At 64.8% G+C, this 25,596-nt stretch carries 26 protein-coding genes; 23 read left to right on the forward strand and 3 right to left on the reverse strand.

Going from position 1 to position 25,596, the window contains the following annotated elements; all coding sequences use genetic code 11:
- The first annotated feature begins 538 nt into the window (after positions 1–538).
- The 3 genes from K8374_RS06645 to K8374_RS06655 all read left to right on the forward strand — a co-directional run bounded on the left by K8374_RS06645 (position 539) and on the right by K8374_RS06655 (position 3,010).
- Positions 539–1,162, forward strand: coding sequence for a glutathione S-transferase (locus tag K8374_RS06645; protein WP_224458388.1), 624 nt, complete (start codon positions 539–541; stop codon positions 1,160–1,162).
- Positions 1,163–1,301: 139 nt separating this feature from the next.
- Positions 1,302–2,234: an ABC transporter ATP-binding protein gene (locus tag K8374_RS06650; protein WP_084855009.1), complete on the forward strand. Its 933-nt coding sequence runs from the start codon at positions 1,302–1,304 to the stop codon at positions 2,232–2,234.
- Entirely contained in the window at positions 2,231–3,010 is a 780-nt protein-coding gene (locus tag K8374_RS06655; protein ID WP_224458389.1) for an ABC transporter permease, read from the forward strand. The genes K8374_RS06650 and K8374_RS06655 overlap by 4 nt, the downstream gene beginning before the upstream one ends.
- Here K8374_RS06655 and K8374_RS06660 read toward each other — a convergent pair.
- On the reverse strand, positions 2,894–3,523 hold the full coding sequence (locus K8374_RS06660) for a DUF2062 domain-containing protein (RefSeq protein ID WP_224458390.1): 630 nt from the start codon (positions 3,521–3,523) through the stop codon (positions 2,894–2,896). The two genes, K8374_RS06655 and K8374_RS06660, sit on opposite strands and share 117 nt — an antisense overlap.
- 142 nt (positions 3,524–3,665) lie before the next feature.
- Here K8374_RS06660 and K8374_RS06665 point away from each other — a divergent pair, with 142 nt between their 5' ends.
- From K8374_RS06665 to murB, 8 genes are all read left to right on the forward strand, one after another.
- Positions 3,666–5,885, forward strand: coding sequence for a DNA internalization-related competence protein ComEC/Rec2 (locus tag K8374_RS06665; protein WP_224458391.1), 2,220 nt, complete (start codon positions 3,666–3,668; stop codon positions 5,883–5,885).
- Between the two features lie 126 nt (positions 5,886–6,011).
- Positions 6,012–6,647, forward strand: a complete 636-nt coding sequence (locus K8374_RS06670) for a MotA/TolQ/ExbB proton channel family protein (protein WP_196144992.1) — start codon at positions 6,012–6,014, stop codon at positions 6,645–6,647.
- Positions 6,644–7,078 carry an ExbD/TolR family protein gene (locus tag K8374_RS06675; protein WP_224458392.1) on the forward strand — a complete coding sequence of 145 codons (435 nt, stop codon included), beginning with the start codon at positions 6,644–6,646 and terminating at the stop codon, positions 7,076–7,078. The genes K8374_RS06670 and K8374_RS06675 overlap by 4 nt, the downstream gene beginning before the upstream one ends.
- Complete coding sequence (gene lpxK / locus K8374_RS06680; protein ID WP_224458393.1) at positions 7,078–8,097, forward strand: tetraacyldisaccharide 4'-kinase; 1,020 nt, start codon at positions 7,078–7,080, stop codon at positions 8,095–8,097. The genes K8374_RS06675 and lpxK overlap by 1 nt, the downstream gene beginning before the upstream one ends.
- Before the next feature lie 34 nt (positions 8,098–8,131).
- Entirely contained in the window at positions 8,132–8,317 is a 186-nt protein-coding gene (locus K8374_RS06685) for a Trm112 family protein (protein WP_003247142.1), read from the forward strand.
- On the forward strand, positions 8,314–9,078 hold the full coding sequence (kdsB, locus tag K8374_RS06690) for a 3-deoxy-manno-octulosonate cytidylyltransferase (protein WP_224458394.1): 765 nt from the start codon (positions 8,314–8,316) through the stop codon (positions 9,076–9,078). Before K8374_RS06685 ends, kdsB begins: the two co-directional genes overlap by 4 nt.
- A complete protein-coding gene (locus K8374_RS06695; protein ID WP_224458395.1) occupies positions 9,078–9,542 on the forward strand; it encodes a low molecular weight protein-tyrosine-phosphatase in 465 nt (154 codons plus the stop codon). The genes kdsB and K8374_RS06695 overlap by 1 nt, the downstream gene beginning before the upstream one ends.
- On the forward strand, positions 9,539–10,558 hold the full coding sequence (murB, locus tag K8374_RS06700) for a UDP-N-acetylmuramate dehydrogenase (protein ID WP_224458396.1): 1,020 nt from the start codon (positions 9,539–9,541) through the stop codon (positions 10,556–10,558). The genes K8374_RS06695 and murB overlap by 4 nt, the downstream gene beginning before the upstream one ends.
- A gap of 231 nt (positions 10,559–10,789) precedes the next feature.
- Here the strand turns inward: murB and rne are convergent, their stop codons facing one another.
- Positions 10,790–14,023: a ribonuclease E gene (gene rne / locus K8374_RS06705; RefSeq protein ID WP_224458397.1), complete on the reverse strand. Its 3,234-nt coding sequence runs from the start codon at positions 14,021–14,023 to the stop codon at positions 10,790–10,792.
- Positions 14,024–14,808: 785 nt separating this feature from the next.
- Here rne and rluC point away from each other — a divergent pair.
- The 3 genes from rluC to sppA are packed head-to-tail and all read left to right on the forward strand — an operon-like array spanning position 14,809 to position 17,443.
- The gene (rluC, locus tag K8374_RS06710; RefSeq protein WP_196144999.1) at positions 14,809–15,765 is read left to right on the forward strand and encodes a 23S rRNA pseudouridine(955/2504/2580) synthase RluC; all 957 of its coding nucleotides are present in this window, start codon (positions 14,809–14,811) and stop codon (positions 15,763–15,765) included.
- 6 nt (positions 15,766–15,771) lie between these two features.
- On the forward strand, positions 15,772–16,458 hold the full coding sequence (locus tag K8374_RS06715; protein ID WP_224458398.1) for an HAD family hydrolase: 687 nt from the start codon (positions 15,772–15,774) through the stop codon (positions 16,456–16,458).
- A complete protein-coding gene (gene sppA / locus K8374_RS06720) occupies positions 16,451–17,443 on the forward strand; it encodes a signal peptide peptidase SppA (RefSeq protein WP_224458399.1) in 993 nt (330 codons plus the stop codon). The genes K8374_RS06715 and sppA overlap by 8 nt, the downstream gene beginning before the upstream one ends.
- A 75-nt stretch (positions 17,444–17,518) precedes the next feature.
- Here the strand turns inward: sppA and K8374_RS06725 are convergent, their stop codons facing one another.
- The gene (locus K8374_RS06725; RefSeq protein ID WP_224458400.1) at positions 17,519–18,097 is read right to left on the reverse strand and encodes a Maf family protein; all 579 of its coding nucleotides are present in this window, start codon (positions 18,095–18,097) and stop codon (positions 17,519–17,521) included.
- Between the two features lie 96 nt (positions 18,098–18,193).
- On the opposite strand from K8374_RS06725, the gene K8374_RS06730 reads away from it, so the two are divergent.
- From K8374_RS06730 to mltG, 9 genes are all read left to right on the forward strand, one after another.
- Entirely contained in the window at positions 18,194–18,721 is a 528-nt protein-coding gene (locus tag K8374_RS06730) for a YceD family protein (protein WP_224458401.1), read from the forward strand.
- 13 nt (positions 18,722–18,734) lie between these two features.
- Positions 18,735–18,917: a 50S ribosomal protein L32 gene (gene rpmF / locus K8374_RS06735; protein ID WP_224458402.1), complete on the forward strand. Its 183-nt coding sequence runs from the start codon at positions 18,735–18,737 to the stop codon at positions 18,915–18,917.
- Positions 18,918–18,920: 3 nt separating this feature from the next.
- Entirely contained in the window at positions 18,921–19,931 is a 1,011-nt protein-coding gene (gene plsX / locus K8374_RS06740; protein WP_411969606.1) for a phosphate acyltransferase PlsX, read from the forward strand.
- Between the two features lie 124 nt (positions 19,932–20,055).
- On the forward strand, positions 20,056–20,994 hold the full coding sequence (gene fabD / locus K8374_RS06745) for an ACP S-malonyltransferase (RefSeq protein ID WP_224458403.1): 939 nt from the start codon (positions 20,056–20,058) through the stop codon (positions 20,992–20,994).
- A gap of 16 nt (positions 20,995–21,010) precedes the next feature.
- Entirely contained in the window at positions 21,011–21,751 is a 741-nt protein-coding gene (gene fabG, locus K8374_RS06750; RefSeq protein ID WP_224458404.1) for a 3-oxoacyl-ACP reductase FabG, read from the forward strand.
- Between the two features lie 203 nt (positions 21,752–21,954).
- Positions 21,955–22,191, forward strand: a complete 237-nt coding sequence (gene acpP, locus K8374_RS06755; RefSeq protein ID WP_043214413.1) for an acyl carrier protein — start codon at positions 21,955–21,957, stop codon at positions 22,189–22,191.
- A 153-nt stretch (positions 22,192–22,344) separates the two neighbouring features.
- A complete protein-coding gene (fabF, locus tag K8374_RS06760; protein ID WP_224458405.1) occupies positions 22,345–23,589 on the forward strand; it encodes a beta-ketoacyl-ACP synthase II in 1,245 nt (414 codons plus the stop codon).
- Complete coding sequence (gene pabC / locus K8374_RS06765; protein WP_224458406.1) at positions 23,589–24,410, forward strand: aminodeoxychorismate lyase; 822 nt, start codon at positions 23,589–23,591, stop codon at positions 24,408–24,410. Before fabF ends, pabC begins: the two co-directional genes overlap by 1 nt.
- A gap of 3 nt (positions 24,411–24,413) precedes the next feature.
- On the forward strand, positions 24,414–25,595 hold the full coding sequence (mltG, locus tag K8374_RS06770; RefSeq protein ID WP_224458407.1) for an endolytic transglycosylase MltG: 1,182 nt from the start codon (positions 24,414–24,416) through the stop codon (positions 25,593–25,595).
- The last annotated feature ends 1 nt before the right edge of the window (position 25,596 follow it).

The raw sequence follows: 25,596 nt of genomic DNA on the forward strand, positions 1-25,596 counted from the left end.
CGCAGTCGGCTTCAGATTTCGAAACGGTGGCAAGCTTAAGAGAGGAAGTGGGAAGGGTCTGTAGGTATGGAGGCGTGAGTTATTCGGACGAGGGATTTATTTCTGTAGGCGCATTTACCTGTTGATCTAGTGTCCTGTCTTGGAAATACGTTCTCTTTTGGCGAGTGGCTTGGGTGTTCGGCCGATGCGGCCGAGCAGCATCGACAGTTCGCTGAAGGCGTGCTGGAACGAGGTACCTGGCTGGATGCGGTAGAGCTTCATGCAGCTGGTGTGGCCTGCGGTGCTCCAGGTGGTAGGTTTGTCCTGGGCTTCTGCCTGGCTGGGCTGATGGGAGGGTGTGAAGGGATGCGGGCGGGAGGATCAGGGACGAGTTTTTGAGGCATGGCCGGGCAAGCCCGGATCGCGGGGCAAGTTCAAGTCCGCTCCTACAGGGCTCCCGCCAGGCTTGCACCCTGTGGGGCTTGTCCCGCGATGGCGTTCTGGCAGGCCACGATCTTGGAGTAAACTCCCCCACCTGCACATTCATAAGGACATCGCCATGCTGAAGATCTGGGGCCGCAAGAATTCGAGCAATGTGCGCAAGGCACTGTGGATCGCCCATGAACTGGGCCTGGATTTCGAGTCGATCGACGCCGGCGGTGCCTTCGGCGTGGTCGACGAGCCCCACTACCGCGCCCGCAACCCCAACGGCCTGGTGCCCATGCTCGAGGACGGCGACCTGGTGCTGTGGGAGTCCAACGCCATCGTGCGCTACCTCTGCGCACAATACGGGCGCGACCGGGGCTGGTACCTGGACGACCCCCGCCAACGCGCCCTGGCGGACAAATGGATGGACTGGACCACCTCGTCCTTCGCCACGCCGTTTCGCCCGCTGTTCTGGGGCTTGCTGCGCACCCCCGAGGCGCAGCGCGACTGGGTGGCGATCAATGCCGCGCAAAAGCAATGCGCACAATTGCTGTCGATCGCCGACCAGGCCCTGGCGCAGCAGCCCTATCTCTCGGGCCAGGCAATCGGCATGGGCGACATCCCGCTGGGCAGCTTCATCTACGCCTGGTTCGAGATGCCCATCGAGCGCCCGGACATGCATCACCTGCGCGCCTGGTACGAGCGCCTGCGCGAGCGGCCGGCCTACCAGGCGGCGGTGATGACGGCATTGACCTGAACACCTCGGCTGTTTCGATAGTCATTATCGATACACATGACTGTACTTGTGCGGCCAGGCCTTGCACCATGGGCCGCACTCACTGCGCCAGTGACTTGACCTGGCGTGTCCTGAACCCTTTTTCGGTACCTGACCCGCTATGAGTTCCGCCCTGTCCATACGACAGCTGACCAAGACCTACGGCAACGGCTTCCAGGCCCTCAAGGGCATCGACCTGGACGTTTCCGAAGGTGACTTCTTCGCCTTGCTCGGCCCCAATGGCGCCGGCAAGTCCACCACCATCGGCATCCTCTCGACCCTGGTGAACAAGACCAGCGGCACGGTGAACGTGTTCGGCCACGACCTGGACCGCGAGCCGGCGGCGCTCAAGCGCTGCCTGGGCGTGGTGCCCCAGGAGTTCAACTTCAACCAGTTCGAGAAGACCTTCGATATCGTCGTCACCCAGGCCGGCTACTACGGTATCCCGGCCAAGCAGGCCAAGGAGCGCGCCGAGCAGTACCTGACCCAGCTGGGCCTGTGGGACAAGCGCGACGTGCAGTCGCGTTCGTTGTCCGGCGGCATGAAGCGCCGGCTGATGATCGCCCGGGCGTTGATCCACGAGCCGCGCCTGCTGATCCTCGACGAGCCCACCGCCGGGGTGGACATCGAGCTGCGCCGTTCGATGTGGAGCTTCCTCACCGAGCTCAACCAGAAAGGCATCACCATCATCCTGACCACCCACTACCTCGAGGAAGCCGAGCAGCTGTGCCGCAATATCGGCATCATCGACCACGGCACCATCGTCGAGAACACCAGCATGCGCAAGCTGCTGGGCAAGCTGCACGTAGAGACCTTCGTGCTCGACCTCAAGCAGGACCTGCCCCAGGCACCGGTGCTGCAGGGCTACCCGTGCCGCCTGATCACCCCGCATACCCTTGAGGTGCAGGTGGACAAGGACATGGGCATCACCGCGCTGTTCGGCCAGCTGGCCCTGCAGAACATCGAAGTGCAGAGCCTGCGCAACAAGACCAACCGACTCGAGGAGCTGTTCGTGTCCCTGGTGGAAAAAAACCTGTCGAAGGTGGCGGTATGAGTGTGGAACTGCGTACCAACTGGGTGGCCCTGAACACCATCGTCTACCGCGAAGTGCGGCGCTTCCTGCGTATCTGGCCGCAGACCCTGCTGCCGCCGGCGATCACCATGGTCCTGTACTTCGTGATCTTCGGTAACCTGATCGGCCGGCAGATCGGCGACATGGGCGGCTTCACTTACATGGAGTACATCGTGCCGGGGCTGATCATGATGTCGGTGATCACCAATTCCTATGGCAACGTGGTCTCGAGCTTCTTCGGCAGCAAGTTCCAGCGCTCGATCGAGGAGCTGATGGTCTCGCCGGTGTCGCCGCACACGATCCTCGTGGGCTATGTGCTCGGTGGTGTGTTGCGTGGCCTGGCGGTTGGGGTGATCGTGACCCTCCTGTCATTGTTCTTCACCCACTTGCAGGTGCACCACCTGGGCGTGACCGTGGTGGTGGTGCTGTTGACTGCGACGATCTTCTCGCTGCTGGGCTTCGTCAACGCCGTGTTCGCACGCAACTTCGACGATATATCCATCATCCCGACCTTCGTGCTGACACCGCTGACCTACCTGGGCGGGGTGTTCTACTCGATCAACCTGCTGCCGCCGTTCTGGCAGACCGTGTCGCTGGCAAATCCGGTGCTGCACATGGTCAACTCGTTCCGCTACGGCATCCTAGGGGTGTCGGATATCCGTATTGGCACGGCGATCACCTTCATGCTGGTGGCCACCGCGGTGCTCTACGTGCTGTGCGTGCGCCTGCTGGTCAGCGGCCGCGGCATGCGCGCCTGAGCCACGCTCCGCCTTGCGCCGGCGCCACTGCCGGCCCACCCACCAGCGCCAGTACAGCATGGTGGCGAAATAGGCCACTGCGCCCAGTACCAGGCCGCAGACCACGGAGCCGAGCAGGAAGGGTTGCCAGATCGTCGACAGTTGGTCGGTGACCCATTGCACGGTGATTTCGTCGGGCAGGCTGCGTGGCGGCACCTGCATCAGCCAGGCACCGGTCATGTAGGTGACGAAGAACACCGGTGGCATGGTCAGCGGGTTGGTCAGCCAGACCAGGCTGACCGCGATCGGCAGGTTGCCCCGCAGGGGAATGGCCAGGCTTGCAGCGAGTAGCATCTGCATGGGCATGGGAATGAGCGCCGCGAACAGGCCCACGCCCATGGCCCGCGCCACCGAATGGCGGTTCAGGTGCCAGAGGTTCGGGTCATGCAGCAATTTGCCGAAAAAGCGTAAGGACTTGTGTTCCCGAATGCTGGTCGGATCCGGCATGTAGCGTTTGAAGAGACGGCGAGGCATGTAGGCTCCCGGCGGGTTGATGGGGGCAGTATGCCTTTTTTCGCTGACCGCCTTGTTCAGAGTTTGTGACAATTGTTGAGCAAGGCGTGTCGCCATTTCGGCTATTCCTCAGAAGGTCGTTTCGCTTCTGGGGCTCTATTTCATGCGCACAGGGATGTTGGCGCTCGCACTCGGGTTGTTGAGCCTGGGTGTTCTGCCAGCCTTGCCATCGGTCGGTTGGTGGGCGGTTTTGCTGGTGCTGGGCCTGGTATGCCTGTGCAGCCGGGCATGGCCATTGGGGTGGTTTCTGCTCGGCGTCTGCTGGGCGTGCTGGTCGGCACAGATGGCATTGGATGACCGCCTGGCTCCCGTACTCGATGGTCGCACCTTGTGGCTCGAAGGGCGGGTAGTGGGGTTGCCGATCCAGGCGCCGCAAAGGGTGCGCTTCGAAGTGGAGGATGCGGTCTCGCGTCGTGCCGGGCTGCCACGACGCCTGCAACTGAACTGGTTCGATGGCCCCGACATCCGCGCGGGCGAGCGCTGGCGGCTGGCTGTCACGCTCAAGCAACCCCATGGCCTGCTCAACCCCCACGGCCCGGACCGCGAGGCGGCCTTGCTGGCGCGGCGCATCGGGGCGGTCGGTACGGTCAAGGCCGGCCATCTGTTGGAGGCGGCGCCAGGCAACTGGCGAGACGGGTTGCGTCAACGGTTGCTGGCGATCGACGCCCAGGGGCGCGAAGCCGTCCTGGTCGCGCTGGTGCTGGGGGATGGTTCGGGTCTTTCCCAACGCGACTGGCAGGCCTTGCAGGCCACCGGCACGGTGCATCTGATGGTGATTTCCGGCCAGCATATCGGTTTGGTGGCCGGGTTGGTCTATGGCCTGGTGGCGCTGCTGGCGCGTCTGGGAGCCTGGCCGGCACGCCTGCCCTGGTTGCCCTGGGCGTGTGCGCTGGCCTTGGTCGCCGCCTTGGGCTACGGCTGGCTCGCAGGCTTCGGGGTGCCGGTGCAGCGGGCCTGCCTGATGCTCGCGGTGGTACTGCTGTGGCGCCTGCGTTTTCGTCACTTGGGCGTGTCCACACCGTTGCTCATGGCCATGTGCGGTGTCCTGCTGGTCGAGCCGCTGGCCAGTTTGCTGCCGGGCTTCTGGCTCTCGTTCGCCGCGGTCGGGGTGCTGACTTTCTGCTTCGCCGGGCGGCTGGGAGCTTGGCGACCCTGGCAAGCCTGGAGCCGGGCTCAATGGGTGATTGCGGTCGGCCTGCTGCCGCCATTGCTGGCGTTGGGGCTGCCGATCAGCCTGACGGCTCCGCTGATGAACCTGGTGGCGGTGCCCTGGATCAGCTTCGTGGTGCTGCCGTTGGCCTTGCTCGGCAGTGCGTTGTTGGCCGTTGGCGCATTCGCGCAAGGGCTGTTGTGGCTCGCTGGGGGCTCGCTGGATGTGTTGTTCGAGGTGCTGGGCTGGGTGGCGAGCCGGCGCCCGGCCTGGCTGCCGCCGGCCTTGCCGCTGGGGGCGTGGCTGCTGGTTTGCCTGGGCGCGATGTTGGTGCTCCTGCCTCGGGGGATCCCGCTGCGGGGCTTGGGTGGCGTGATGTTGCTGGCGCTGTGGACGCCCCGGGAGCACGTGCCCCACGGGCAGGTGGAGGTGCTGCAGTTGGATGTCGGGCAGGGCCTGGCCGTATTGCTGCGTACCCGCCACCACAACCTACTCTACGACGCCGGGCCCGCCAAGGGCAGCAGCGACCTGGGCGAGCAGGTCGTGTTGCCAACCCTGCGCAAGCTGGGCGTGAGGCAACTGGACCTGATGCTGATCAGCCACGGCCATGCCGACCATGCCGGCGGCGCCGCGGCCATCGGTCGAGGCCTGCCGATCGCCCAGGTGCTCGCCGGCGAGCCCGGGCAGCTGGCGGTCGAACTGGAGGCGCTGCCGTGCGCCAGTGGTGAGCGTTGGCGCTGGGATGGGGTGGACTTCGCGCTCTGGCAATGGCCACAGGGGCCGGACAGCAACGAGCGATCCTGCGTGCTGCGGGTCGAGGCGCAGGGCGAGCGCCTGTTGCTGGCAGGCGACATGGAGGCCGGCGCCGAGCGGGCCTGGCTGGCCGCGACCGAGTCGCCGCGTATCGACTGGCTGCAGTCGCCTCACCATGGCAGCCGCAGTTCGTCCACCGAGCCGTTCATCCGGGCCCTGGCGCCGCGTGGCGTGTTGATTTCGCGCGGGCGGTACAACGGTTTCGGGCACCCGCATCCGCAGGTATTGGAGCGCTATCGGCGGCATGGGTTGAGTGTGCATGACACGGCGTTGGAAGGGGCGTTGCGTTTGCGGCTGGGGAGCCATGGGGTCGTGGAGGGCATGCGGGAGCAGCGGCGGTTCTGGCGGCAGGTGCAGTGAGCTATTTCGGCAGCATTGGTTGTGCTACGGCGAACACCGCACACGAGGTATTCCCTGACCTCCGGCAGATGAGCCCCTTGCGCGGCTATGGTAGAGTGCAGGCCTTTTTCCAAGGGGATGTTTACTGTGTGGGAATTGGTCAAGTCCGGTGGTTGGATGATGCTGCCGATCATTCTGAGTTCCATCGCCGCCATGGCTATCGTCGCCGAGCGCCTGTGGACCCTTCGCGCCAGTCGCGTGACCCCGCCGCACCTGCTGGGCCAGGTGTGGGTGTGGATCAAGGACAAGCAACTGACCAGTGACAAGCTCAAGGCCCTGCGTGCCGATTCGCCGCTGGGCGAGATCCTCGCCGCGGGCCTGGCCAACTCCCGCCACGGCCGCGAGATCATGAAGGAGTGCATCGAGGAGGCCGCGTCGCGGGTCATTCACGAGCTGGAGCGCTACATCAGCACCTTGGGCACCATCGCGGCCATGGCCCCGCTGCTGGGCCTGCTGGGCACGGTACTGGGCATGATCGATATCTTCAGCGCCTTCATGGGCTCGCAGATGACCGCCAACCCGGCCGTGCTCGCCGGGGGTATCTCCAAGGCCCTGGTCACCACCGCGGCGGGCCTGATGGTCGGTATCCCGGCGGTGTTCTTCCACCGCTTCCTGCAACGGCGCATCGATGAACTGGTGGTCGGCATGGAGCAGGAGGCGATCAAGCTGGTCGAGGTGCTGCAGGGCGACCGCGAAGTCGAAGTGGCCGGAGGCAAGGCGTGAAGTTCCGACGCAACCGACAGCGGGAGAACGTCGACATCAACCTGGCATCGCTGATCGACGTGGTGTTCGTGTTGCTGCTGTTCTTCGTGGTCACCACCACCTTCACCCGCGAGACCCAGCTGCGCGTCGAGCTGCCCGAAGCGGTCAGCGCCTCCCAGCCGCCGGCGGAGGAGGGCAAGCGCGTGGAAGTCACCATCAGCGCCGATGGCGTGTACTCGGTGAACAACCACTTGCTGCCCAAGAGCGACCTGGCGACCCTGACCGAGGCCCTGGAGCGCGAGTCCGGCGGCGACATCACTTTGCCGCTGTCGATCAGCGCCGATGGCAAGACGCCCCACCAGGCTGTGGTCACTGCAATGGATGCGGCCGGCAAGCTCGGCTTCAGCAAGCTGCGCATGACCACCGTCGAGGCTGCGCAGGGCAACCCTTGATGGCCTTCGCCGACCGCCTGCTCGCTGCCTGGTACGCCGGGCATCCGGCCCTTGCGCTGCTGCGACCGCTGGAAGCCTTGTACCGGCGTGTGGTCTTGCGCAAGCGGGCACGTTTTCTCAGTGGCGAAAGCGCCAGTTACCGCGCCCCGGTGCCGGTGATCGTGGTGGGTAACATCACGGTGGGAGGCACGGGCAAGACACCGATGATCCTGTGGCTGATCGAACATTGCCGTCGCCAGGGGCTGAAGGTCGGCGTGGTCAGCCGTGGCTACGGCGCCACGCCGCCCAGCGTGCCCTGGCGGGTCCATGCCGACCAGGACGCAGGGCAGGCCGGTGACGAACCCCTGTTGATCGTCCAGCGCACCGGTGTGCCGCTGATGATCGACCCGGACCGCGCCCGCGCCGTGCAGGCCCTGCTGGCCAGCGAGCCGCTGGACCTGATCCTGTGCGATGACGGCATGCAGCACTACCGCCTGGCCCGTGACCTCGAACTCGTGCTCATCGATGCCGCCCGTGGCCTGGGCAATGGCCGCTGCCTGCCAGCCGGCCCCTTGCGTGAGCCGGTCGAACGCCTGGCCGAGGCCGACGCGGTGCTGTACAACGGCGCCGAACACGACCGCTATGGTGGCTTCGCCTTTGGCCTGCGGCCGGCAGCGCTGGTCAACCTGCGCAGCGGCGAGCGCCGCCCCCTCGAACATTTTCCCGCCGGCCAGGCCGTGCACGCCGTGGCCGGCATCGGTAACCCGCAGCGTTTCTTCAATACCTTGCAGGGGCTAAACTGGCAGCCTGTACCGCACCCCTTCGCCGACCACGCGCAGTTCAGCGCCCAGAGCCTGGCATTCAGCCCAGCGCTGCCGCTGGTGATGACCGAGAAGGATGCGGTGAAGTGCCGCGCCTTCGCTGCCGAAGACTGGTGGTACCTGGCCGTGGATGCGGTGCCGTCCCAGGCCTTCGCCGCCTGGTTCGACGGCCAACTGCAGCGGTTGCTGCCCGGGCGCCCCGCGCCTCAAGATCGTTAATTTTTCCGGCCTCTGGCCTCGTAAGGAAGCCTCCATGGACACCAAACTGCTCGATATCCTGGCCTGCCCGATCACCAAGGGCCCGCTCAAGCTCAGCGCCGACAAGACCGAGCTGATCAGCAAAGGCGCAGGCCTTGCCTACCCGATCCGCGACGGCATCCCGGTGATGCTGGAAAGCGAAGCGCGCACCCTGACCGATGACGAGCGCCTGGATAAATGAGCCTGAACTTCACCGTGGTGATTCCCGCCCGCCTGCGCTCCACGCGCCTGCCGGGCAAACCCCTGCTGCCGATCGCCGGCAAGCCGATGGTCCAGCATGTCTGGGAGCAGGCGCGCAAGAGTGGCGCCAGCCGCGTGGTCATCGCCACCGATGACGCCAGTATCGTCGAGGCCTGCCAGGCCTTTGGCGCCGAGGTCCTGTTGACCCGCGCCGATCATGAGTCGGGCACCGATCGCCTGGCCGAAGTGGCCGCGCAATTGGCGTTGCCCGCCGATGCCATCGTGGTCAATGTCCAGGGCGACGAACCCCTGATCCCACCGGTGATCATCGACCAGGTGGCCGCCAACCTCGCGGCCCACCCGGAGGCCGGCATCGCCACCCTGGCCGAGCCGATCGCCGAGCCGGAAACCGTCTTCAACCCCAACGCGGTGAAGGTGGTCAGCGACAAGAATGGCCTGGCCCTGACCTTCAGCCGCGCTCCGCTGCCTTGGGCTCGGGATGCCTTCGCCAAAGACCGCGAAAACCTTCCTGGGGGCGTTCCGTACCGTCGTCACATCGGCATGTACGCCTACCGCGTGGGCTTCCTGCAAGACTTCGTCGGCTGGGGGCCATGCTGGCTGGAGCAGACCGAGTCGCTGGAGCAACTGCGCGCCCTGTGGCATGGCGTGCGCATCCATGTCGCCGACGCCATCGAGGCGCCTGCGGTCGGCGTGGATACCCCTGAAGACCTGGAGCGCGTACGGCGCTTGCTGGAGGCCTGATGCGCGTTCTGTTCGTCTGCCTGGGCAACATCTGTCGTTCGCCGACTGCCGAGGGCGTGCTGCGTCATCAACTGCAGGCCGCAGGCCTGGCCGAACAGGTGCACGTGGCGTCTGCCGGCACCGGTGACTGGCATGTGGGCAAGGCGCCCGACAGCCGTACCTGCCAGGCGGCCCTGGCGCGTGGCTACGACCTGTCGCGCCAGCGCGCCCAGCAGGTCAAGGTCGAGCATTTCGGTGACTACGACCTGATCCTGGCCATGGACAAGAGCAACCTCGGCCACCTGCAGGCCATGCGCCCGCATACCGCCCGCGGCGAACTCGACCTGTTCCTGCGCCGCTATGGTGCGGCCCTGGATGAAGTACCAGACCCTTACTACGGCGGCGCCGAAGGTTTCGAGCAGGTCCTGGACCTGATCGAGGCGGCCTGCCGTGAGCTGGTCGTGGAAATCAAGGGGCGGCTATGACGGCGAGTTGGCAGGAACGGGTATCGCTCAAGCCTTACAACACCTTTGGCATCGACGTGAGCGCCCGGTACTTCACCCAGGCCCATGACGACGACGAAGTGCGCCAGGCCCTGGCCGAGGCTGCCGAGCGGCAGGTGCCGGTGCTGGTGATCGGTGGCGGCAGCAACCTGCTGCTGACCGGTGATATCGACGCCCTGGTGCTGCACATGGCCAGCCGTGGTCGCCGGGTCGTGCAGGAGGACAGTGACCGGGTCGTGGTCGAGGCCGAGGCCGGTGAGCCTTGGCATCCTTTCGTGCAATGGTCCCTGGAACAGGGGTTCTGCGGCCTGGAAAACCTCAGCCTGATTCCTGGCACCGTGGGCGCTGCGCCCATGCAGAACGTCGGCGCCTACGGGGTGGAAATCAAGGACGTGTTCGCCGGGCTGACCGCACTGGACCGGGAAACCGGCGAGCTGCGCGATTTCGCTCTGGAAGAGTGCGCCTTCGCCTACCGTGACAGCCTGTTCAAGCGTAACCCTGGGCGCTGGTTGATCTTGCGGGTGCGTTTCGCCCTCAGCCGGACCTTGAGGGCTCACCTGGACTACGGGCCGGTGCGCCAGCGCCTGGCCGAGCAGGGCGTCGAGACGCCGACAGCCCAGGCTATCAGCGAGGCCATCTGTAGCATTCGCCGGGAAAAACTGCCCGACCCGGCCGAACTGGGCAACGCCGGCAGCTTCTTCAAGAACCCGGTGGTTCCGGCGGCGCTGGCAGAACGCATTCGTGAGCACTACCCGAACGTGGTGGCTTATCCACAACCCGACGGCCAGGTGAAACTGGCTGCTGGCTGGCTGATCGAGCAAGCTGGGTGGAAGGGCTATCGGGATGGCGATGCCGGGGTGCACCGCCTGCAGTCGCTGGTGCTGGTGAATTATGGGCAGGCGACGGGTGCCCAGCTGCATGATCTGGCGCGTAGGATCCAGGCCGACATCTTCGAGCGGTTTGGTGTGGTGTTGGAGATGGAGCCCAACCTGTACTGATGGTGTCGTCAGTGCTTGGCATGGCCTTTGTAGGAGCGGGCTTGCCCCGCGATCGGCTGCGTAGCAGCCGCAAACCCGGCAAGAATTTGGTCTGCCTGGTCTATCGAAGTGGCTGATCTTACGGCTGCTACGCAGCCGATCGCGGGGCAAGCCCGCTCCTACACGGAACAACGCCCATGAAAAAGCCCCGCCAGTTCGCACTGGCGGGGCTTTTTCATTCAACCGATGGCATCAACCGTGGTTAGGCTTTTGCGCTTCGGTGGTTTCCAGCGCCTCGGGCTCCTGGGCTGCTGCAGCGGCCTTGGCGGCAGCGGCGGCAGCTTCGGCTTCGCGCTTGCGGCGACGCACTTCGCGTGGGTCGTTCGGGGCGCGGCCGTTGGGCAGCATCACAGTGGCCGGTTCGACCGGGGCCGGTGCCTCTGGCGCTGCTTCTGCAGGCGCGGCTTGGGCTGCGACCGGAGCAGGTTCGACCACTTCAGGCGTTGCCTCGACGGCTTCGACAACCGGCTCTGCAACCGGCGCTTGCCCGGTGGCAGGGGCTTTCTCGGCTTCGCCGGACTCAACGGCCGGTGCTTGTGCGGCAGTTTCGACCGCAGGGGCTTCGGCAGCGGGCTGTTCAGCCGTTTCCACGACAGGTTCGGCACCAGGCTCGACTACGGCAACCGGTGCGCTGACAGGCTGCTCTACCACTGGGGCGATAGCGGCTTGCTCGACCTGGGTAGCCGGCTCTGCGGCGACCTGTTCAGCCGACAGGGCGATGACTTCACCTTCGGCAACCGTGGCAGTGGCTTGTTCGGCCTGCTGGTTGGCCTGGGCTTCGGCGTCGGCGCTGATGTTGCTGGTGGCGACGGCGGCCGTCACGGCCAGGCCGGCGGCCAGTTCCGCACCCAGCTCGGTGGCTTGGTGCTGCGGTGCTGCCTGTTCTTCGCCGGTAGCGTCCTCGTCACCGCCTTCGATCAGCTCGCCGTTGGCGTTGCGCTGACGTTCGCGACGGTTGCTGCGACGACGCTGGCCACGGGAACGGCGGCGTGGGCGTTCGCCATCGGTGCCTTCCTGTTGCTCATCCTGCAGCAGCTCTTCGTTGGGCAGTTGCTCCTCGGTGGCTTCGGCTGCTTGCTCGGCGGCACGCGGCTGGCGCTCTTCGCGTGGTGGGCGCGGCTGGCGTTCTTCACGCTCGGCACGCTCTTCGCGCGGAGCACGTTCTTCACGAGGGACACGTTCTTCACGCGGAGCACGTTCTTCACGAGGAGCGCGTTCTTCACGCGGGGCTCGTTCTTCACGCGGGGCACGTTCTTCGCGAGGCGTACGTTCTTCACGTGGCTGGCGTTCTTCACGCGGTGCGCGTTCTTCGCGGGCTACGCGTTCTTCACGTGGCGCACGTTCTTCGCGCGGCTGGCGCTCCTCGCGGGCGGCCGGTGCGGCGTCCAGCGGTTCACGCAGCTCGCGTACACGCTCTTCGCGGTTGCCACGGCGGTCTTCGCGTGGCTGGCGCGGCTGGCGCTCTTCACGTGGTGCGCGCTCCTCGCGAGGTGCACGTTCTTCACGCGGCGCACGCTCTTCGCGTGGCTGGCGCTCTTCACGCGGGGCTCGCTCGCCACGCTCTTCGCGCGGCTTGCGCTCCTCATCGCGGCGGCCGTTGCGATTGCGGCTCTGCTGACGGCCGTTGCGACGCTCTTCGTTACGCTGCGCGCGTTCGGTGGCAGGTTTCTCGGTGGCGGCAGCCGGAGCGGCAACAGGCTCTTCCTTGCCGGCGAACAGGCTGACCAGGGACTTGACCAGGCCTTTGAACAGGCTCGGTTCAGGTGCGCTCGGCGCCGGCGCGGCAGGAGCGGCCGGTTGCGGTTCGGGCGTGGCCGGTACCGGGGCATTGGCGCGGGCCGGAGCGGTCTTCACTGCGGCTTCCTGGCGAACCAGGGTGCGGGTGGCGGTCGGCTGCGGTGCTTCTTCGGTTTCGGCGGCCGCGATCTCATAGCTGGACTGGCTGTTGAGCACGTCCGGGTTGTCGTCGCGCAGGCGCTGGACTTCGAAGTGCGGGGTTTCCAGGTGATCGTTCGGCAGGATGATGATGCGCGCACGGGTGCGCAGTTCGATCTTGGTGATCGAGTTGCGCTTTTCATTGAGCAGGAAGGCGGCCACCGGGATCGGCACTTGGGCGCGTACCTCGGCGGTACGGTCCTTGAGGGCTTCTTCCTCGATCAGGCGCAGGATCGCCAGGGACAGCGACTCGACGTCGCGGATGATGCCGGTGCCGGAGCAGCGTGGGCAGACGATGCCGCTGCTTTCGCCAAGCGATGGGCGCAGGCGCTGGCGGGACATCTCCAACAGGCCGAAGCGCGAAATGCGGCCAACCTGGACGCGGGCACGGTCGGCCTCGAGGCATTCGCGTACGCGCTCTTCCACGGCGCGCTGGTTCTTCGCCGGGGTCATGTCGATGAAGTCGATGACGATCAGGCCGCCGATGTCGCGCAGACGCAGCTGGCGGGCGATTTCCTCGGCCGCTTCCAGGTTGGTCTGCAGGGCGGTTTCCTCGATGTCGCTACCCTTGGTGGCGCGCGCCGAGTTGATGTCGATGGAAACCAGGGCTTCGGTCGGGTCGATGACGATGGAGCCGCCCGACGGCAGGTCGACCACGCGCTGGAAAGCGGTCTCGATCTGGCTTTCGATCTGGAAGCGGTTGAACAGCGGGACGCTGTCTTCGTACAGCTTGACCTTGCTGGCGTACTGCGGCATCACCTGGCGGATGAAGGTCAGGGCTTCTTCCTGGGCGTCGATGCTGTCGATCAGCACTTCGCCGATGTCCTGGCGCAGGTAGTCGCGGATGGCGCGGATGATGACGTTGCTTTCCTGGTAGATCAGGAACGGCGCGGCGCGGTCTTGGGACGCTTCCTTGATGGCGGTCCACAGTTGCAGCAGGTAGTCCAGGTCCCACTGCATTTCTTCGCTGCTGCGGCCAAGGCCGGCGGTGCGCACGATCAGGCCCATGTCGCCCGGGACGGTCAGGCCGTTGAGGGCTTCGCGCAGCTCGTTGCGCTCTTCGCCTTCGATGCGGCGGGAAATGCCGCCGGCACGCGGGTTGTTGGGCATCAGCACCAGGTAGCGGCCGGCCAGGCTGATGAAGGTGGTCAGGGCGGCGCCTTTGTTGCCGCGCTCTTCCTTCTCGACCTGGACGATGACTTCCTGGCCTTCGCTCAGTACTTCCTTGATGTTGACGCGGCCTTCGGGCGCCTTCTTGAAGTATTCGCGGGAGATTTCCTTGAGTGGCAGGAAGCCGTGGCGTTCGGAGCCGAAGTCGACGAAGGCGGCTTCGAGGCTGGGTTCGATCCGGGTGATCCGGCCTTTGTAGATGTTGGCCTTCTTCTGCTCGCGCGCCCCGGACTCGATATCCAGGTCGTAGAGGCGTTGGCCATCCACCAGGGCTACACGCAACTCTTCGGGTTGAGTCGCGTTAATCAGCATTCTTTTCATGTTGTACCGTCGGTTTCCGGGCTGCCGGAAACGGCGTTCGGCACACACGACTGTTCATGGTCGGTGCCAAGGTGCGCAAAGGGTGGCGGGCCACCCCCGTGTCCAGCGACGTTCGGCACCAGCCGGTTACCCAGCCTGCCGTGGTCGCGACGACGCGTCCTGTTTGCTGCGATGCCAAAAAGACCTGTGGTATCCGAATCAACCATACAGGCCCCGTGCACTCAGTCAGGAGGAGGAATCAACCGTCGGCCGTGGACGCCCGAGGGGCATCTGTCCAGGACCGGGTCCGCTCATCGGCCAAACAAGGGGCCGGTGGCCGGACGCGGTGCTACACGGTCCGAGGGCTGTGCATCTCCACCCTGCACGTATCCTGATCATTCGGGTGCTGCCGCGCGCTGAATCCGCAACGGGTTGCATTTTTCGCCAGCTCCGATTCGGGAACTGGCGCCATTCATATCCAAGGCAGGTATTTCCGAAGCATTCGCCGGGCGATGCGTGCAAGCGCCGGAGCGGGCAGAGGTACGGCGAAAAGAAGCGGGTAAGCAGGTGAAATACCGCACTTGTCGTTTTTTTTCGGTCTTCTCTACACAGCGCTGGTGGCGATTCCAGGCATTTCGGTAAACTGGCGAAAACCCCGTAGGACGGCCTCGCGTCCTCGAGAATTGCGATGGTCAGGGGCGGGCCTGGAGCCTGCTGCCGCTGGCCTGCCGCTTTTGGCGGCGTTCGCGACTATAGCAGTAATGATTAAGTGCTTCAATTCCATAAAAAATTGTTATGATTCCCGCATGACGACCAATACCCCCCCGACTTCCGGCGTACAGCTGATCGAAGTCGCGCCGGAGCTTGCCGGCCAGCGCATCGACAATTTCCTCATCACGGCCCTCAAGGGCGTGCCCAAGACCCTGGTCTACCGCATCCTGCGCAAAGGCGAGGTGCGGGTCAACAAGGGCCGGATCAAGCCTGAGTACAAACTCCAGGCCGGCGATATCGTGCGCGTGCCGCCGGTGCGCCTGCCCGAGCGTGACGAGCCGGCCCCGGTGGCCCAGGGGCTGCTGCAGCGCCTGGAGGCGGCCATCGTCTACGAAGACAAGGCGCTGATCGTGCTCAACAAGCCGGCCGGCATCGCCGTGCATGGCGGCAGCGGCCTGAGCTTCGGGGTGATCGAGGCGCTGCGCCAGTTGCGTCCGGACGCCAAGGAGCTGGAGCTGGTCCATCGACTCGACCGCGACACCTCCGGTCTGCTGATGATCGCCAAGAAGCGCAGCATGTTGCGCCACCTGCACGCGGCCCTGCGTGGCGATGGTGTCGACAAGCGCTACATGGCCCTGGTGCGCGGCCATTGGCCGACGTCCAAGAAACAAGTCAGTGCGCCGCTGCAGAAGAGCAACCTGCGTTCGGGCGAACGCATGGTCGAAGTCAACGACGAAGGCAAGGAGGCGCTGACCCTGTTCCGCGTGTTGCGCCGCTTCGGCGACTTCGCCACCCTGGTCGAGGCGCGTCCGGTGACCGGCCGCACCCACCAGATCCGCGTGCACACCCTGCATGCAGGGCACAGCATCGCCGGTGACAGCAAGTATGGCGACGAAGACTTCTCCAAGGAGATCCGCGACCTGGGCGGCAAGCGCTTGTTCCTGCATGCCTATGCCCTGACCGTGCCGCTGCCCGACGGCGGTGAGCTGAAGGTCGAGGCGCCGGTGGACGAGGTATGGGCCAAGACCGTGGAGCGTTTGAGTGCGACCTGATTTCCCATGAACAAACCGTATGAGCTGTTGATCTTCGACTGGGATGGCACCCTGGCCGACTCCATCGGGCGGATCGTCCTGGCCATGAACAGTGCCGCCGAGCGTGCCGGCGAGGCGCCCAGTGACGAGGGTGCGATCAAGGGCATCATCGGGCTGGCCCTGGGTGAGGCGATCGCCACGCTGTACCCGCATCTGGATGTTGGTCAGGTCGAAGTGTTCCGCCAGCACTACGCCGATGTGTACATGGCGCTGGACCAGCAGCCTTCGCCGCTGTTCGAGGGCGTGGTGGAATCGCTGGAGGCGTTCCGTGCCGAGGGTTACCGCCTGGCGGTCGCCACCGGCAAGGCGCGCCGTGGGCTGGACCGGGTGCTCAAGGCCAATGGCTGGGAGCGTTACTTCGACATCACCCGCGCTGCCGACGAAACCCGTGGCAAGCCGCACCCGCTGATGCTCGAGCAGATCCTTGCCCATTGCCAGGTCGAACCGCAGCGCGCATTGATGGTCGGAGATTCGGCGTTCGACCTGCAGATGGCCGCCAATGCCGGGATGCATTCGGTCGCCGTGGGGTATGGTGCCATGTCCCTGGAGGCCTTGAGCGAGTTCGGTCCGCAGGTGTGCATCGATCATTTTTCACAGTTGCGTGAGTGGCTGGCCACATCGCGCACCCATTCCAAGGTAGGTGAGCATGGCTGACGAGTGGCGGGCACCCGAGCCCGAGGGCTCCGGGGACAACGACGAGCGCAAGAGCTGGAAGCTGCTGGAGAAGACCCTGCTGGCAGGTGTGCAGGAGCAGCGTCGGGCACGGCGCTGGGGGATCTTCTTCAAGCTGCTGACCTTCGTCTACTTGTTCGGCATCCTGCTGCTGTTCACCCCGCTGATGGACATGGACAAGGCGGCTTCGCGCAGTGCCAGCCATACCGCCTTGGTCGAGGTGCGCGGCATCATCGCCGACCAGGAGCCTGCCAGCGCGGACAATGTCGTCAAGAGTCTGCGCGAAGCTTTCAAGGACCCGAAGACCAAGGCCGTTGTCATGCGCATCAACAGCCCGGGCGGCAGCCCGGTGCAGGCGGGCTACATCTATGACGAGATCCGTCGCCTGCGTGGCGAATACCCGGGGATCAAGCTCTATGCGGTGATCGCCGACCTGGGGGCGTCGGGCGCCTACTACATCGCCAGTGCGGCCGACGAAATCTATGCCGACAAGGCCAGCCTGGTGGGCTCTATCGGTGTCACGGCGGCCGGCTATGGTTTCGTCGGCACCATGGAGAAGCTTGGCGTGGAGCGGCGTACCTACACGGCCGGTGAGCACAAGGCCTTCCTCGATCCCTTCTCGCCGCAGAAGCCTGAGGAAACCGAGTTCTGGCAGGGCGTGCTGAACACCACCCATCAGCAGTTCATTGCCATGGTCAAGCAGGGGCGGGGTGATCGGCTCAAGGACAAGGAGCACCCCGAGCTGTTCAGCGGCCTGATCTGGTCGGGTGAGCAGGCCAAGGCCCTGGGACTGGTGGATGGCCTGGGCAGTGCCAGCTATGTGGCGCGTGAGGTCGTGGGCGAGAAGGAGTTGGTGGACTTCACGGTCGAAGAGTCGCCGTTCGATCGCTTCTCCAAGCGCCTGGGAGCCAGCGTGGCCGAGCGCCTGGCCATGTGGATGGGGTTCCAGGGCCCTGCCTTGCGCTGATCTGGGATCGGGCCGCTGTGCGGCCCTTTCGCGGCACAAGGCCACTTCTGCCAGGAAGGGCGATGCCGGGGCGTTTCAGGGAACCTGCACGCCTTCTTTCAGCAGCATGTCCACCAGGCGGATCAGCGGCAAGCCGATCAGGCTGGTGGCATCGCACCCGTGGGTGCTTTGGAACAGGCTCACGCCCAGCCCTTCAGCCTTGAAGCTGCCTGCGCAGTCCAGCGGCTGTTCGGCCCTCACATAGCGCTCCACGCGTTCACGATCCAGTTCCCGCAGGTGTACGGTAAACGGCACGCAGTCCACCTGGCAGCGGCCGGTGGTGCTGTTGTACAAGGCCAGGCCGGTGAGGAAGCTGACCTGTTGCCCGCTGGCGGCCAGCAGTTGCTCGCAGGCACGTTCGAAGGTGTGCGGCTTGCCCAGGATCTGTTCGCCGAGCACCGCCACCTGGTCGGAGCCGATGATCAGGTGGTCGGGGTGGCTGCTCGCCAGGGCCTCGGCTTTTTGCCGGGCCAGGCGGCGAACCAGGTCGACGGCCGGTTCGTCATCCAGGCGCCGCTCGTCTATGTCGGGGCTTGCCCAGGTGAAGGGCAGGCGCAGGCGCTCGAGCAGTTCGCGCCGGTAGGGGGAGCTGGAAGCCAGTAACAGGGGAAGCATGATAGACTCCTGGGCAGATGACCCCGATTCTAACATGCGTGATGCTGCCGAATTTCCTTTGACAGGGGCGGGGGGCATCCCTAGAATGCTGCGCCTATGTTGAATGACCCGATTCCACCTCACGTTGACCCGCGCAAATTGGCTGATCGCGGCGTAACCCTCCAAGGTTCGCTGCAACTCGCTGATTTGGAAAGACTCTGCGACCCGCTTTCCGACGATGTCGGTACGGTGCAGGCGAAGTTCGATTTTGAGCGAGACGAACAGAACGCCGTGGTTATCCACAGCGAACTCGACGTCGAGGTCAAGATGGTTTGCCAGCGTTGTCTTGAGCTGGTCACCCTGCCGATCCACAGCGAATGTACGTACGCCGTGGTGAAGGAGGGTGCGAATACCCAGTCGTTGCCGAAAGGCTATGACGTGCTGGAACTGGGCGAAGATCCTTTGGATCTGCAGGCGCTGATCGAGGAAGAGCTGTTGCTCGCCCTGCCGATCGTACCTGCTCATCATCCGGAAGAATGCCAGCAGCCGGCGGGCGCCGATGAGCCCGAACCGAGCAAGGACGAGGTATCGCGGTCCAACCCGTTCAGTGTTTTGGCGCAGTTAAAGCGTGACCCAAACGTTTAGGAGTTAATCAATTATGGCTGTTCAGCAGAACAAAAAATCCCGCTCTGCCCGTGACATGCGCCGTTCCCACGACGCCCTGTCGGAAAACGCGCTGTCCGTAGAGAGGAGCACCGGTGAAGTACACCTGCGCCACCACGTTTCGCCAGAAGGCGTATACCGTGGTCGCAAAGTGATCGACAAGGGCGCTGACGAGTAATCCTTGTCTGCTCAGATCATCGCGATCGACGCAATGGGCGGGGACTTCGGTCCCCGCAGCATTGTTCAGGCAAGTATTGCTTGCCTCTCGGCTACCCCCTCGCTGCACCTGACCCTCGTCGGTCAACCTTCCCTCCTCGAAGAACTCATCAGTGGCCTTGCAGCTGCGGATCGCGCACGCCTGCAAATTGTCGCGGCCAGTGAGGTGGTGGGTATGGACGAGCGGCCATCCCAGGCGTTGCGTGGCAAGCCTGACTCGTCGATGCGCGTCGCCCTTGAGTTGGTGCGGGACGGCAAGGCCCAGGCCTGCGTGAGCGCCGGTAACACGGGTGCCCTGATGGCCTTGTCGCGTTTCGTGCTCAAGACCTTGCCGGGCATCGACCGGCCGGCGATGGTGGCGGCGATCCCGACCCAGGGCGGCTACTGCCAGTTGCTCGACCTGGGTGCCAATGTCGACTGCAGTGCCGAAAACCTCTACCAGTTCTCCGTGATGGGTTCCGTGGCCGCCCAGGCCCTGGGTATCCAGCGCCCGCGCGTGGCGTTGCTGAATGTCGGTACCGAGGACATCAAGGGCAACCAGCAGGTCAAGCTGGCGGCCAGCCTGCTGCAGAATGCCCGCGGCCTCAACTACATCGGTTTCGTCGAAGGCGATGGCCTGTATCGGGGTGAGGCCGACGTGGTGGTGTGCGACGGTTTCGTCGGCAACATCCTGCTCAAGTCCAGCGAGGGCCTGGCGACCATGATCGGGGCGCGCATCGAGGCGTTGTTCCGTGGGGGAGTGCTGACGCGTGCCGCCGGTGCCTTGGCCATGCCGCTGCTCAAGCGCCTGCAGGCCGACCTGGCTCCGGCGCGACACAATGGCGCGAGCTTCCTCGGCCTGCAGGGTATCGTCATCAAGAGCCATGGCTCTGCCGGGGTGCAGGGCTTCCAGAGCGCCATCCAGCGGGCGCTGATCGAAATCCAGGAGAACCTGCCGCAACGCTTGCATGGTCGCCTGGAAGATCTCTTGCTTTAATTCCCGCGGTGAAATGGTTAAATGTGACCGCTTGGTCTCTTTTCCCATCCAAGTTTTCAGTTTCCGCGTCCAGCCCTTGGCTCGACGCACCCTATCCGACGACAAGATCATAAGGGCTTGTTCAATGTCTGCATCCCTCGCATTCGTCTTTCCCGGTCAAGGCTCCCAGTCGCTGGGCATGCTCGCCGAACTCGGCGCAGAAAAGCCGGTGATCGTCGAGACCTTCAAGGAAGCTTCCGAGGCTCTGGGCTACGACCTGTGGAAGTTGGTCCAGGAAGGTCCGGAAGAACAACTCAACCAAACCGACAAGACCCAGCCGGCGATCCTCACTGCCTCTATCGCCTTGTGGCGCCTGTGGCTGGAGGAGGGCGGGGCGCGTCCGGCCTTCGTTGCTGGCCACAGCCTGGGTGAGTACAGCGCGCTGGTCGCCGCTGGCAGCCTGAGCTTGAAGGACGCCGTGCGCCTGGTCGAGCGCCGTGGCCAGTTGATGCAGGAAGCCGTGCCGGCCGGTCACGGTGCCATGGCCGCGATCCTCGGCCTGGATGACGCCGACGTAGTCGCCATCTGCGCCGAAGCGGCCGAAGACGAAGTGGTCAGCGCGGTCAACTTCAACTCGCCAGGCCAAGTCGTCATCGCCGGTAACAAGGCTGCGGTCGACCGCGCCATCGAGCTGTGCAAGGCCAAGGGTGCCAAGCGCGCGCTGCCGCTGGCGGTCAGTGTCCCGTCGCATTGCGCATTGATGAAGCCGGCTGCCGAGCGTTTTGCCGAAGCGGTCAACGCCATCGAGTGGAAGGCCCCGCAGATTCCCGTGGTGCAGAACGTCACCGCCGCGGTCGCCGCTGACCTCGCTGCCCTCAAGCAGGACCTGCTGGCCCAGCTGTACCAGCCGGTGCGTTGGGTCGAGTGCGTGCAGACCCTGGCGGCCAATGGCGCGGTCAACCTGGTCGAGTGCGGCCCGGGCAAGGTCCTGGCCGGCCTGAACAAGCGTTGCGCCGACGGCGTGACCACCTACAACCTCAACACCCCTGACGCTGTCGCCGCCACCCGTGCGGCGCTGGCCTGAAATTGGAGAAGCTTGCATGAGCCTGCAAGGTAAAGTCGCACTGGTCACCGGCGCCAGCCGTGGTATCGGCCAGGCCATCGCCCTCGAGCTGGGCCGCCAGGGCGCGACCGTGATCGGCACCGCCACCTCGGCTTCGGGCGCAGAGCGTATCGCCGCCACCCTGAAGGAGCACGGTATCACGGGCACCGGCATGGAACTGAACGTGACCAGCGCCGAGTCCGTGGACGCCGTGCTGGCCGCCATCGGCGAGCAGTTCGGTGCGCCGGCCATCTTGGTCAACAATGCCGGTATCACCCGTGACAACCTCATGCTGCGCATGAAGGACGACGAGTGGTTCGACGTGATCGACACCAACCTGAACAGCCTCTACCGTCTGTCCAAGGGTGTGCTGCGTGGCATGACCAAGGCGCGTTGGGGTCGTATCATCAGCATCGGCTCGGTCGTCGGTGCCATGGGCAACGCCGGCCAGGCCAACTATGCCGCCGCCAAGGCCGGCCTGGAAGGTTTCAGCCGCGCCCTGGCGCGTGAAGTGGGCTCGCGCGGCATCACCGTCAACTCGGTGACCCCGGGCTTCATCGACACCGACATGACCCGCGAGCTGCCAGAAGCGCAGCGTGAAGCGCTGCAGACCCAGATTCCGCTGGGTCGCCTGGGCCAGGCCGAGGAGATCGCCAAGGTGGTTTCCTTCCTGGCATCCGAAGGCGCGGGCTACGTTACCGGCGCCACCGTGCCGGTCAACGGCGGGATGTACATGTAAAAACCCAGTGCGATGTGACGGATTGCTTCAAAAAAGAGTCATACACGAAGCCTAAAATCCGTTATAAAGCTGCAACCAGATTCCAGGCAGAGGGTGGAGTGACTGGGTGAACGGCGCGTTGCGCTTGAAAAGCAGGCGTCTTTCTATAAACTTGGTCACCGGCCAGCTGCCTGACATATGTCCATTAGGAGTGAAAACTAGGTATGAGCACCATCGAAGAACGCGTCAAGAAAATCGTCGCCGAGCAACTGGGCGTCAAGGAAGAGGAAGTGACTGCCGAGAAGTCCTTCGTCGATGACCTGGGTGCCGATTCGCTTGACACCGTTGAGCTGGTGATGGCTCTGGAAGAGGAATTCGAGACCGAAATCCCTGACGAAGAAGCCGAGAAGATCACTACCGTTCAAGCTGCAATCGACTACGTCAAAAGCCACCAGGCCTAAGACGCAGTAGTCGACGCTTCTTGTCGGGAAAAACCGCACTGCCTTTGCCGGCGTGCGGTTTTTTCTTTGCGAGCCCCCAGAGCCTGTTGCATTGCATTTCGTCGCCATTGAATGCAATGGCAAGAGACTCTGTTATCAGAAGAGGAGAGTACTGTGTCGCGTAGACGCGTCGTGGTCACCGGTATGGGTATGCTGTCGCCACTGGGTACCGATGTACCGAGCACCTGGCAGGGCATTCTGGCTGGCCGCAGTGGCATTGGGCCGATCGAACACACGGACCTGTCTGCCTATACCACCCGTTTTGGCGGCTCGGTGAAAGGCTTCGAGGTCGAGCAATACCTGTCGGCCAAAGAGGCCCGCAAGCTTGACCTGTTCATTCAGTACGGCCTGGCGGCCGGTTTCCAGGCGGTGCGCAACGCTGGCCTGGAAGTCACCGACGCCAACCGTGAGCGCATCGGCGTGGCCATGGGCTCGGGCATCGGCGGCCTGACCAATATCGAGGAAACCAGCCGGACCCTGCATGACCAGGGCCCACGGCGGATTTCGCCGTTCTTCGTGCCTGGCTCGATCATCAACATGATCTCCGGCTTCCTGTCGATCCATCTGGGGTTGCAGGGCCCGAACTACGCCATTTCCACGGCCTGCACCACCGGCACCCACTGCATCGGCATGGCCGCGCGCAACATCGCCTACGGCGAGGCCGACGTGATGATCGGCGGCGGCGCCGAAATGGCGGCCTGCGGCCTGGGCATGGGTGGTTTCGGAGCCTCCCGCGCGCTGTCGACCCGCAATGACGAACCGACCCGCGCCAGCCGCCCGTGGGACAAGGGCCGCGACGGTTTCGTGCTGTCCGACGGTGCGGGTGCCCTGGTGCTCGAGGAGCTCGAGCACGCCAAGGCCCGAGGCGCGACGATCTATGCCGAGCTGGTCGGTTTCGGCATGAGCGGTGATGCCTACCACATGACCTCGCCACCCGATACCGGTGACGGCGCCGCACGTTGCATGGTCAATGCGCTGCGCGATGCCGGCATCGCCCCCGAGGCGGTCAGCTACATCAACGCCCATGGCACCTCGACCCCGGCTGGCGACATCGCCGAAGTGGCCGCGATCAAGAAGGTGTTCGGCGAGCATGCCTACAAGCTGGCGGTCAGCTCGACCAAGTCGATGACCGGCCACCTGCTGGGCGCCGCGGGCGCGGTGGAGGCGATCTTCAGCGTGCTGGCGATCAACAGCCAGATGGCGCCGCCGACCATCAACCTGGACGAACCGGACGAAGGTTGCGACCTGGACTTCGTGCCCCACGAAGCCCGCAGCATGCCGATCGACGTGGTGCTGTCCAACTCCTTCGGCTTTGGCGGAACCAACGGTTCGCTGGTATTCCGCCGGTTCGTCGGCTGATGCACAGCTGGATCGACGGCCAGCCCGCTGCTGCACTCAACCTGCAGAATCGCGGCCTGGCCTACGGCGATGGGCTGTTCGAGACCATCGCCGTGCGTGCCGGCAGGCCCAGCCTGCTCACGCAGCACCTCGACCGCCTGGCGCTGGGTTGCCAGCGCCTGGCGATCGAAGCTGACCTGTCTGTTGTCCGTAACGAAATCATCGCCTATGCCCGCCAACTCGGCGAAGGCGTGGCCAAGCTGATCCTTACCCGTGGCGATAGCCTGCGTGGCTACGCCCCCATGGTGGGCGCCGCGCCCCGGCGCATTCTCCAGGGCAGCCCGTTGCCCGCCTACCCGAAGGAACACGCCGAACAGGGCGTACACCTGTTCGATTGCCAGACCCGTCTGGCCGAACAGCCGCTGTTGGCCGGCCTCAAGCACCTCAACCGCCTGGAACAGGTACTGGCCAGAAGCGAATGGCAGGGTGGCGAATATGCCGAAGGGCTGATGCGTGACATGCACGGGCGGTTGATCGAGGGCGTCTACAGCAACCTCTTCCTGGTCCGCGACGGCGAGCTGTTGACGGCCGACCTCAATCGTTGCGGCGTGGCGGGCGTCATGCGTGCGGCGTTGCTGGAGCAGGCCGCAGCCCTGGGCATCACGGCCCAAGTGCGCGACCTGGCGCTCGACGACCTGAAACAGGCCGACGAAGTGTTCCTGTGCAACAGCGTCTATGGTGTATGGCCGGTGCGTACATTTTCTGCCTTGAAGCTCGACTGGCCGCCAGGCCCACTCACCCGTAAACTGCAGGCCGTTGCCCGTACGTTACTGGAAACCTGATTCGTGAGACGTAAATTCCTGCTGCTGCTGGAAATGGGGTTGATCCTCGCTGGCCTGGCCTTCGGCTGGTCGGCCTGGAAGGTCAACTCAGTCCTGGAGCAGCCCCTGCACGTGACGCAGGAGCAACTGCTCGACGTGCCCACTGGCACCACGCCCAATCGCATGTTCTATCGCATGCAGAACGAGGGCCTGCTGGACGACGCCATCTGGTTGCGCCTGTACTGGCGCTTCAACATGGCCGGCACCCCCTTGCACACCGGCGAATACCGCCTCACCCCTGGCATGACTGTGGCCGAGCTGTTCGATGCCTGGCGCCGTGCCGACGTGGTGCAATACAACCTGACCCTGGTCGAAGGCTGGACCTTCCGCCAGGTGCGTGCTGCGGTCGCCAAGCATGAAAAGATCAAGCACACCCTCGACGGGCTGTCCGACGCGCAGGTGATGGAAAAGCTTGGCCATACCGGGGTGTTTCCCGAAGGCCGCTTCTTCCCTGATACCTACCGCTTCGTGCGCGGCATGAGTGATGTCGAACTGCTGCAGCAGGCCTACATGCGCCTGGAGGAAGTACTCGCCAAGGAATGGGCCGAGCGCGCCACCGACCTGCCGTACCGCGACCCGTACCAGGCGCTGATCATGGCGTCGCTGGTGGAGAAGGAAACCGGTATTCCCCAGGAACGCGGGCAGATCGCCGGGGTGTTCGTGCGCCGCCTGCGTCTGGGCATGATGCTGCAGACCGACCCGACCGTGATCTACGGCATGGGCGAGCGCTACAACGGCCGCATCACCCGCGCCGACCTGCGCGAGCCGACGCCCTACAACACCTACACCATGACCGGGTTGCCGCCGACACCGATCGCCATGGTCGGCCGCGAGGCCATCCATGCCGCGCTGAACCCCGCCAACGGCTCCAGCCTGTACTTCGTCGCTCGCGGCGACGGCAGCCATGTGTTCTCCGATGACCTGGACGACCACAACAGCGCCGTGCGGGAGTTCCAGCTCAAGCGTCGCAGTGACTACCGCTCGAGCCCCGCGCCCCAAGCGCAACCAGGCGCTGGCGAGCAGGCGCCGGTCGAGCCTGCGCCACCTGCCAGCGGGCCATCAGGCGAAGGCCTGGCGCCCGAAGGTGATGCGCCTGCCAGCGAACCCGCGCCGGCCGAGACGCCGGCTCCCGACGAACAACAGTAAG

It is taken from the genome of Pseudomonas sp. p1(2021b) (assembly GCF_020151015.1).
Classification (GTDB): domain Bacteria; phylum Pseudomonadota; class Gammaproteobacteria; order Pseudomonadales; family Pseudomonadaceae; genus Aquipseudomonas; species Aquipseudomonas putida_K.

Excerpts from the sequence above, each read along its gene's own strand:
- K8374_RS06645 (WP_224458388.1), top strand. The coding sequence starts at position 539 with ATGCTGAAGATCTGGGGCCGCAAGAATTCGAGCAATGTGCGCAAGGCA.
- K8374_RS06650 (WP_084855009.1), top strand. The coding sequence starts at position 1,302 with ATGAGTTCCGCCCTGTCCATACGACAGCTGACCAAGACCTACGGCAAC.
- K8374_RS06655 (WP_224458389.1), top strand. The coding sequence starts at position 2,231 with ATGAGTGTGGAACTGCGTACCAACTGGGTGGCCCTGAACACCATCGTC.
- K8374_RS06660 (WP_224458390.1), bottom strand. The coding sequence starts at position 3,523 with ATGCCTCGCCGTCTCTTCAAACGCTACATGCCGGATCCGACCAGCATT.
- K8374_RS06665 (WP_224458391.1), top strand. The coding sequence starts at position 3,666 with ATGCGCACAGGGATGTTGGCGCTCGCACTCGGGTTGTTGAGCCTGGGT.
- lpxK (WP_224458393.1), top strand. The coding sequence starts at position 7,078 with ATGGCCTTCGCCGACCGCCTGCTCGCTGCCTGGTACGCCGGGCATCCG.
- K8374_RS06685 (WP_003247142.1), top strand. The coding sequence starts at position 8,132 with ATGGACACCAAACTGCTCGATATCCTGGCCTGCCCGATCACCAAGGGC.
- kdsB (WP_224458394.1), top strand. The coding sequence starts at position 8,314 with ATGAGCCTGAACTTCACCGTGGTGATTCCCGCCCGCCTGCGCTCCACG.
- K8374_RS06695 (WP_224458395.1), top strand. The coding sequence starts at position 9,078 with ATGCGCGTTCTGTTCGTCTGCCTGGGCAACATCTGTCGTTCGCCGACT.
- murB (WP_224458396.1), top strand. The coding sequence starts at position 9,539 with ATGACGGCGAGTTGGCAGGAACGGGTATCGCTCAAGCCTTACAACACC.
- rne (WP_224458397.1), bottom strand. The coding sequence starts at position 14,023 with ATGAAAAGAATGCTGATTAACGCGACTCAACCCGAAGAGTTGCGTGTA.
- rluC (WP_196144999.1), top strand. The coding sequence starts at position 14,809 with ATGACGACCAATACCCCCCCGACTTCCGGCGTACAGCTGATCGAAGTC.
- K8374_RS06715 (WP_224458398.1), top strand. The coding sequence starts at position 15,772 with ATGAACAAACCGTATGAGCTGTTGATCTTCGACTGGGATGGCACCCTG.
- sppA (WP_224458399.1), top strand. The coding sequence starts at position 16,451 with ATGGCTGACGAGTGGCGGGCACCCGAGCCCGAGGGCTCCGGGGACAAC.
- K8374_RS06725 (WP_224458400.1), bottom strand. The coding sequence starts at position 18,097 with ATGCTTCCCCTGTTACTGGCTTCCAGCTCCCCCTACCGGCGCGAACTG.
- K8374_RS06730 (WP_224458401.1), top strand. The coding sequence starts at position 18,194 with ATGTTGAATGACCCGATTCCACCTCACGTTGACCCGCGCAAATTGGCT.
- rpmF (WP_224458402.1), top strand. The coding sequence starts at position 18,735 with ATGGCTGTTCAGCAGAACAAAAAATCCCGCTCTGCCCGTGACATGCGC.
- fabD (WP_224458403.1), top strand. The coding sequence starts at position 20,056 with ATGTCTGCATCCCTCGCATTCGTCTTTCCCGGTCAAGGCTCCCAGTCG.
- fabG (WP_224458404.1), top strand. The coding sequence starts at position 21,011 with ATGAGCCTGCAAGGTAAAGTCGCACTGGTCACCGGCGCCAGCCGTGGT.
- acpP (WP_043214413.1), top strand. The coding sequence starts at position 21,955 with ATGAGCACCATCGAAGAACGCGTCAAGAAAATCGTCGCCGAGCAACTG.
- pabC (WP_224458406.1), top strand. The coding sequence starts at position 23,589 with ATGCACAGCTGGATCGACGGCCAGCCCGCTGCTGCACTCAACCTGCAG.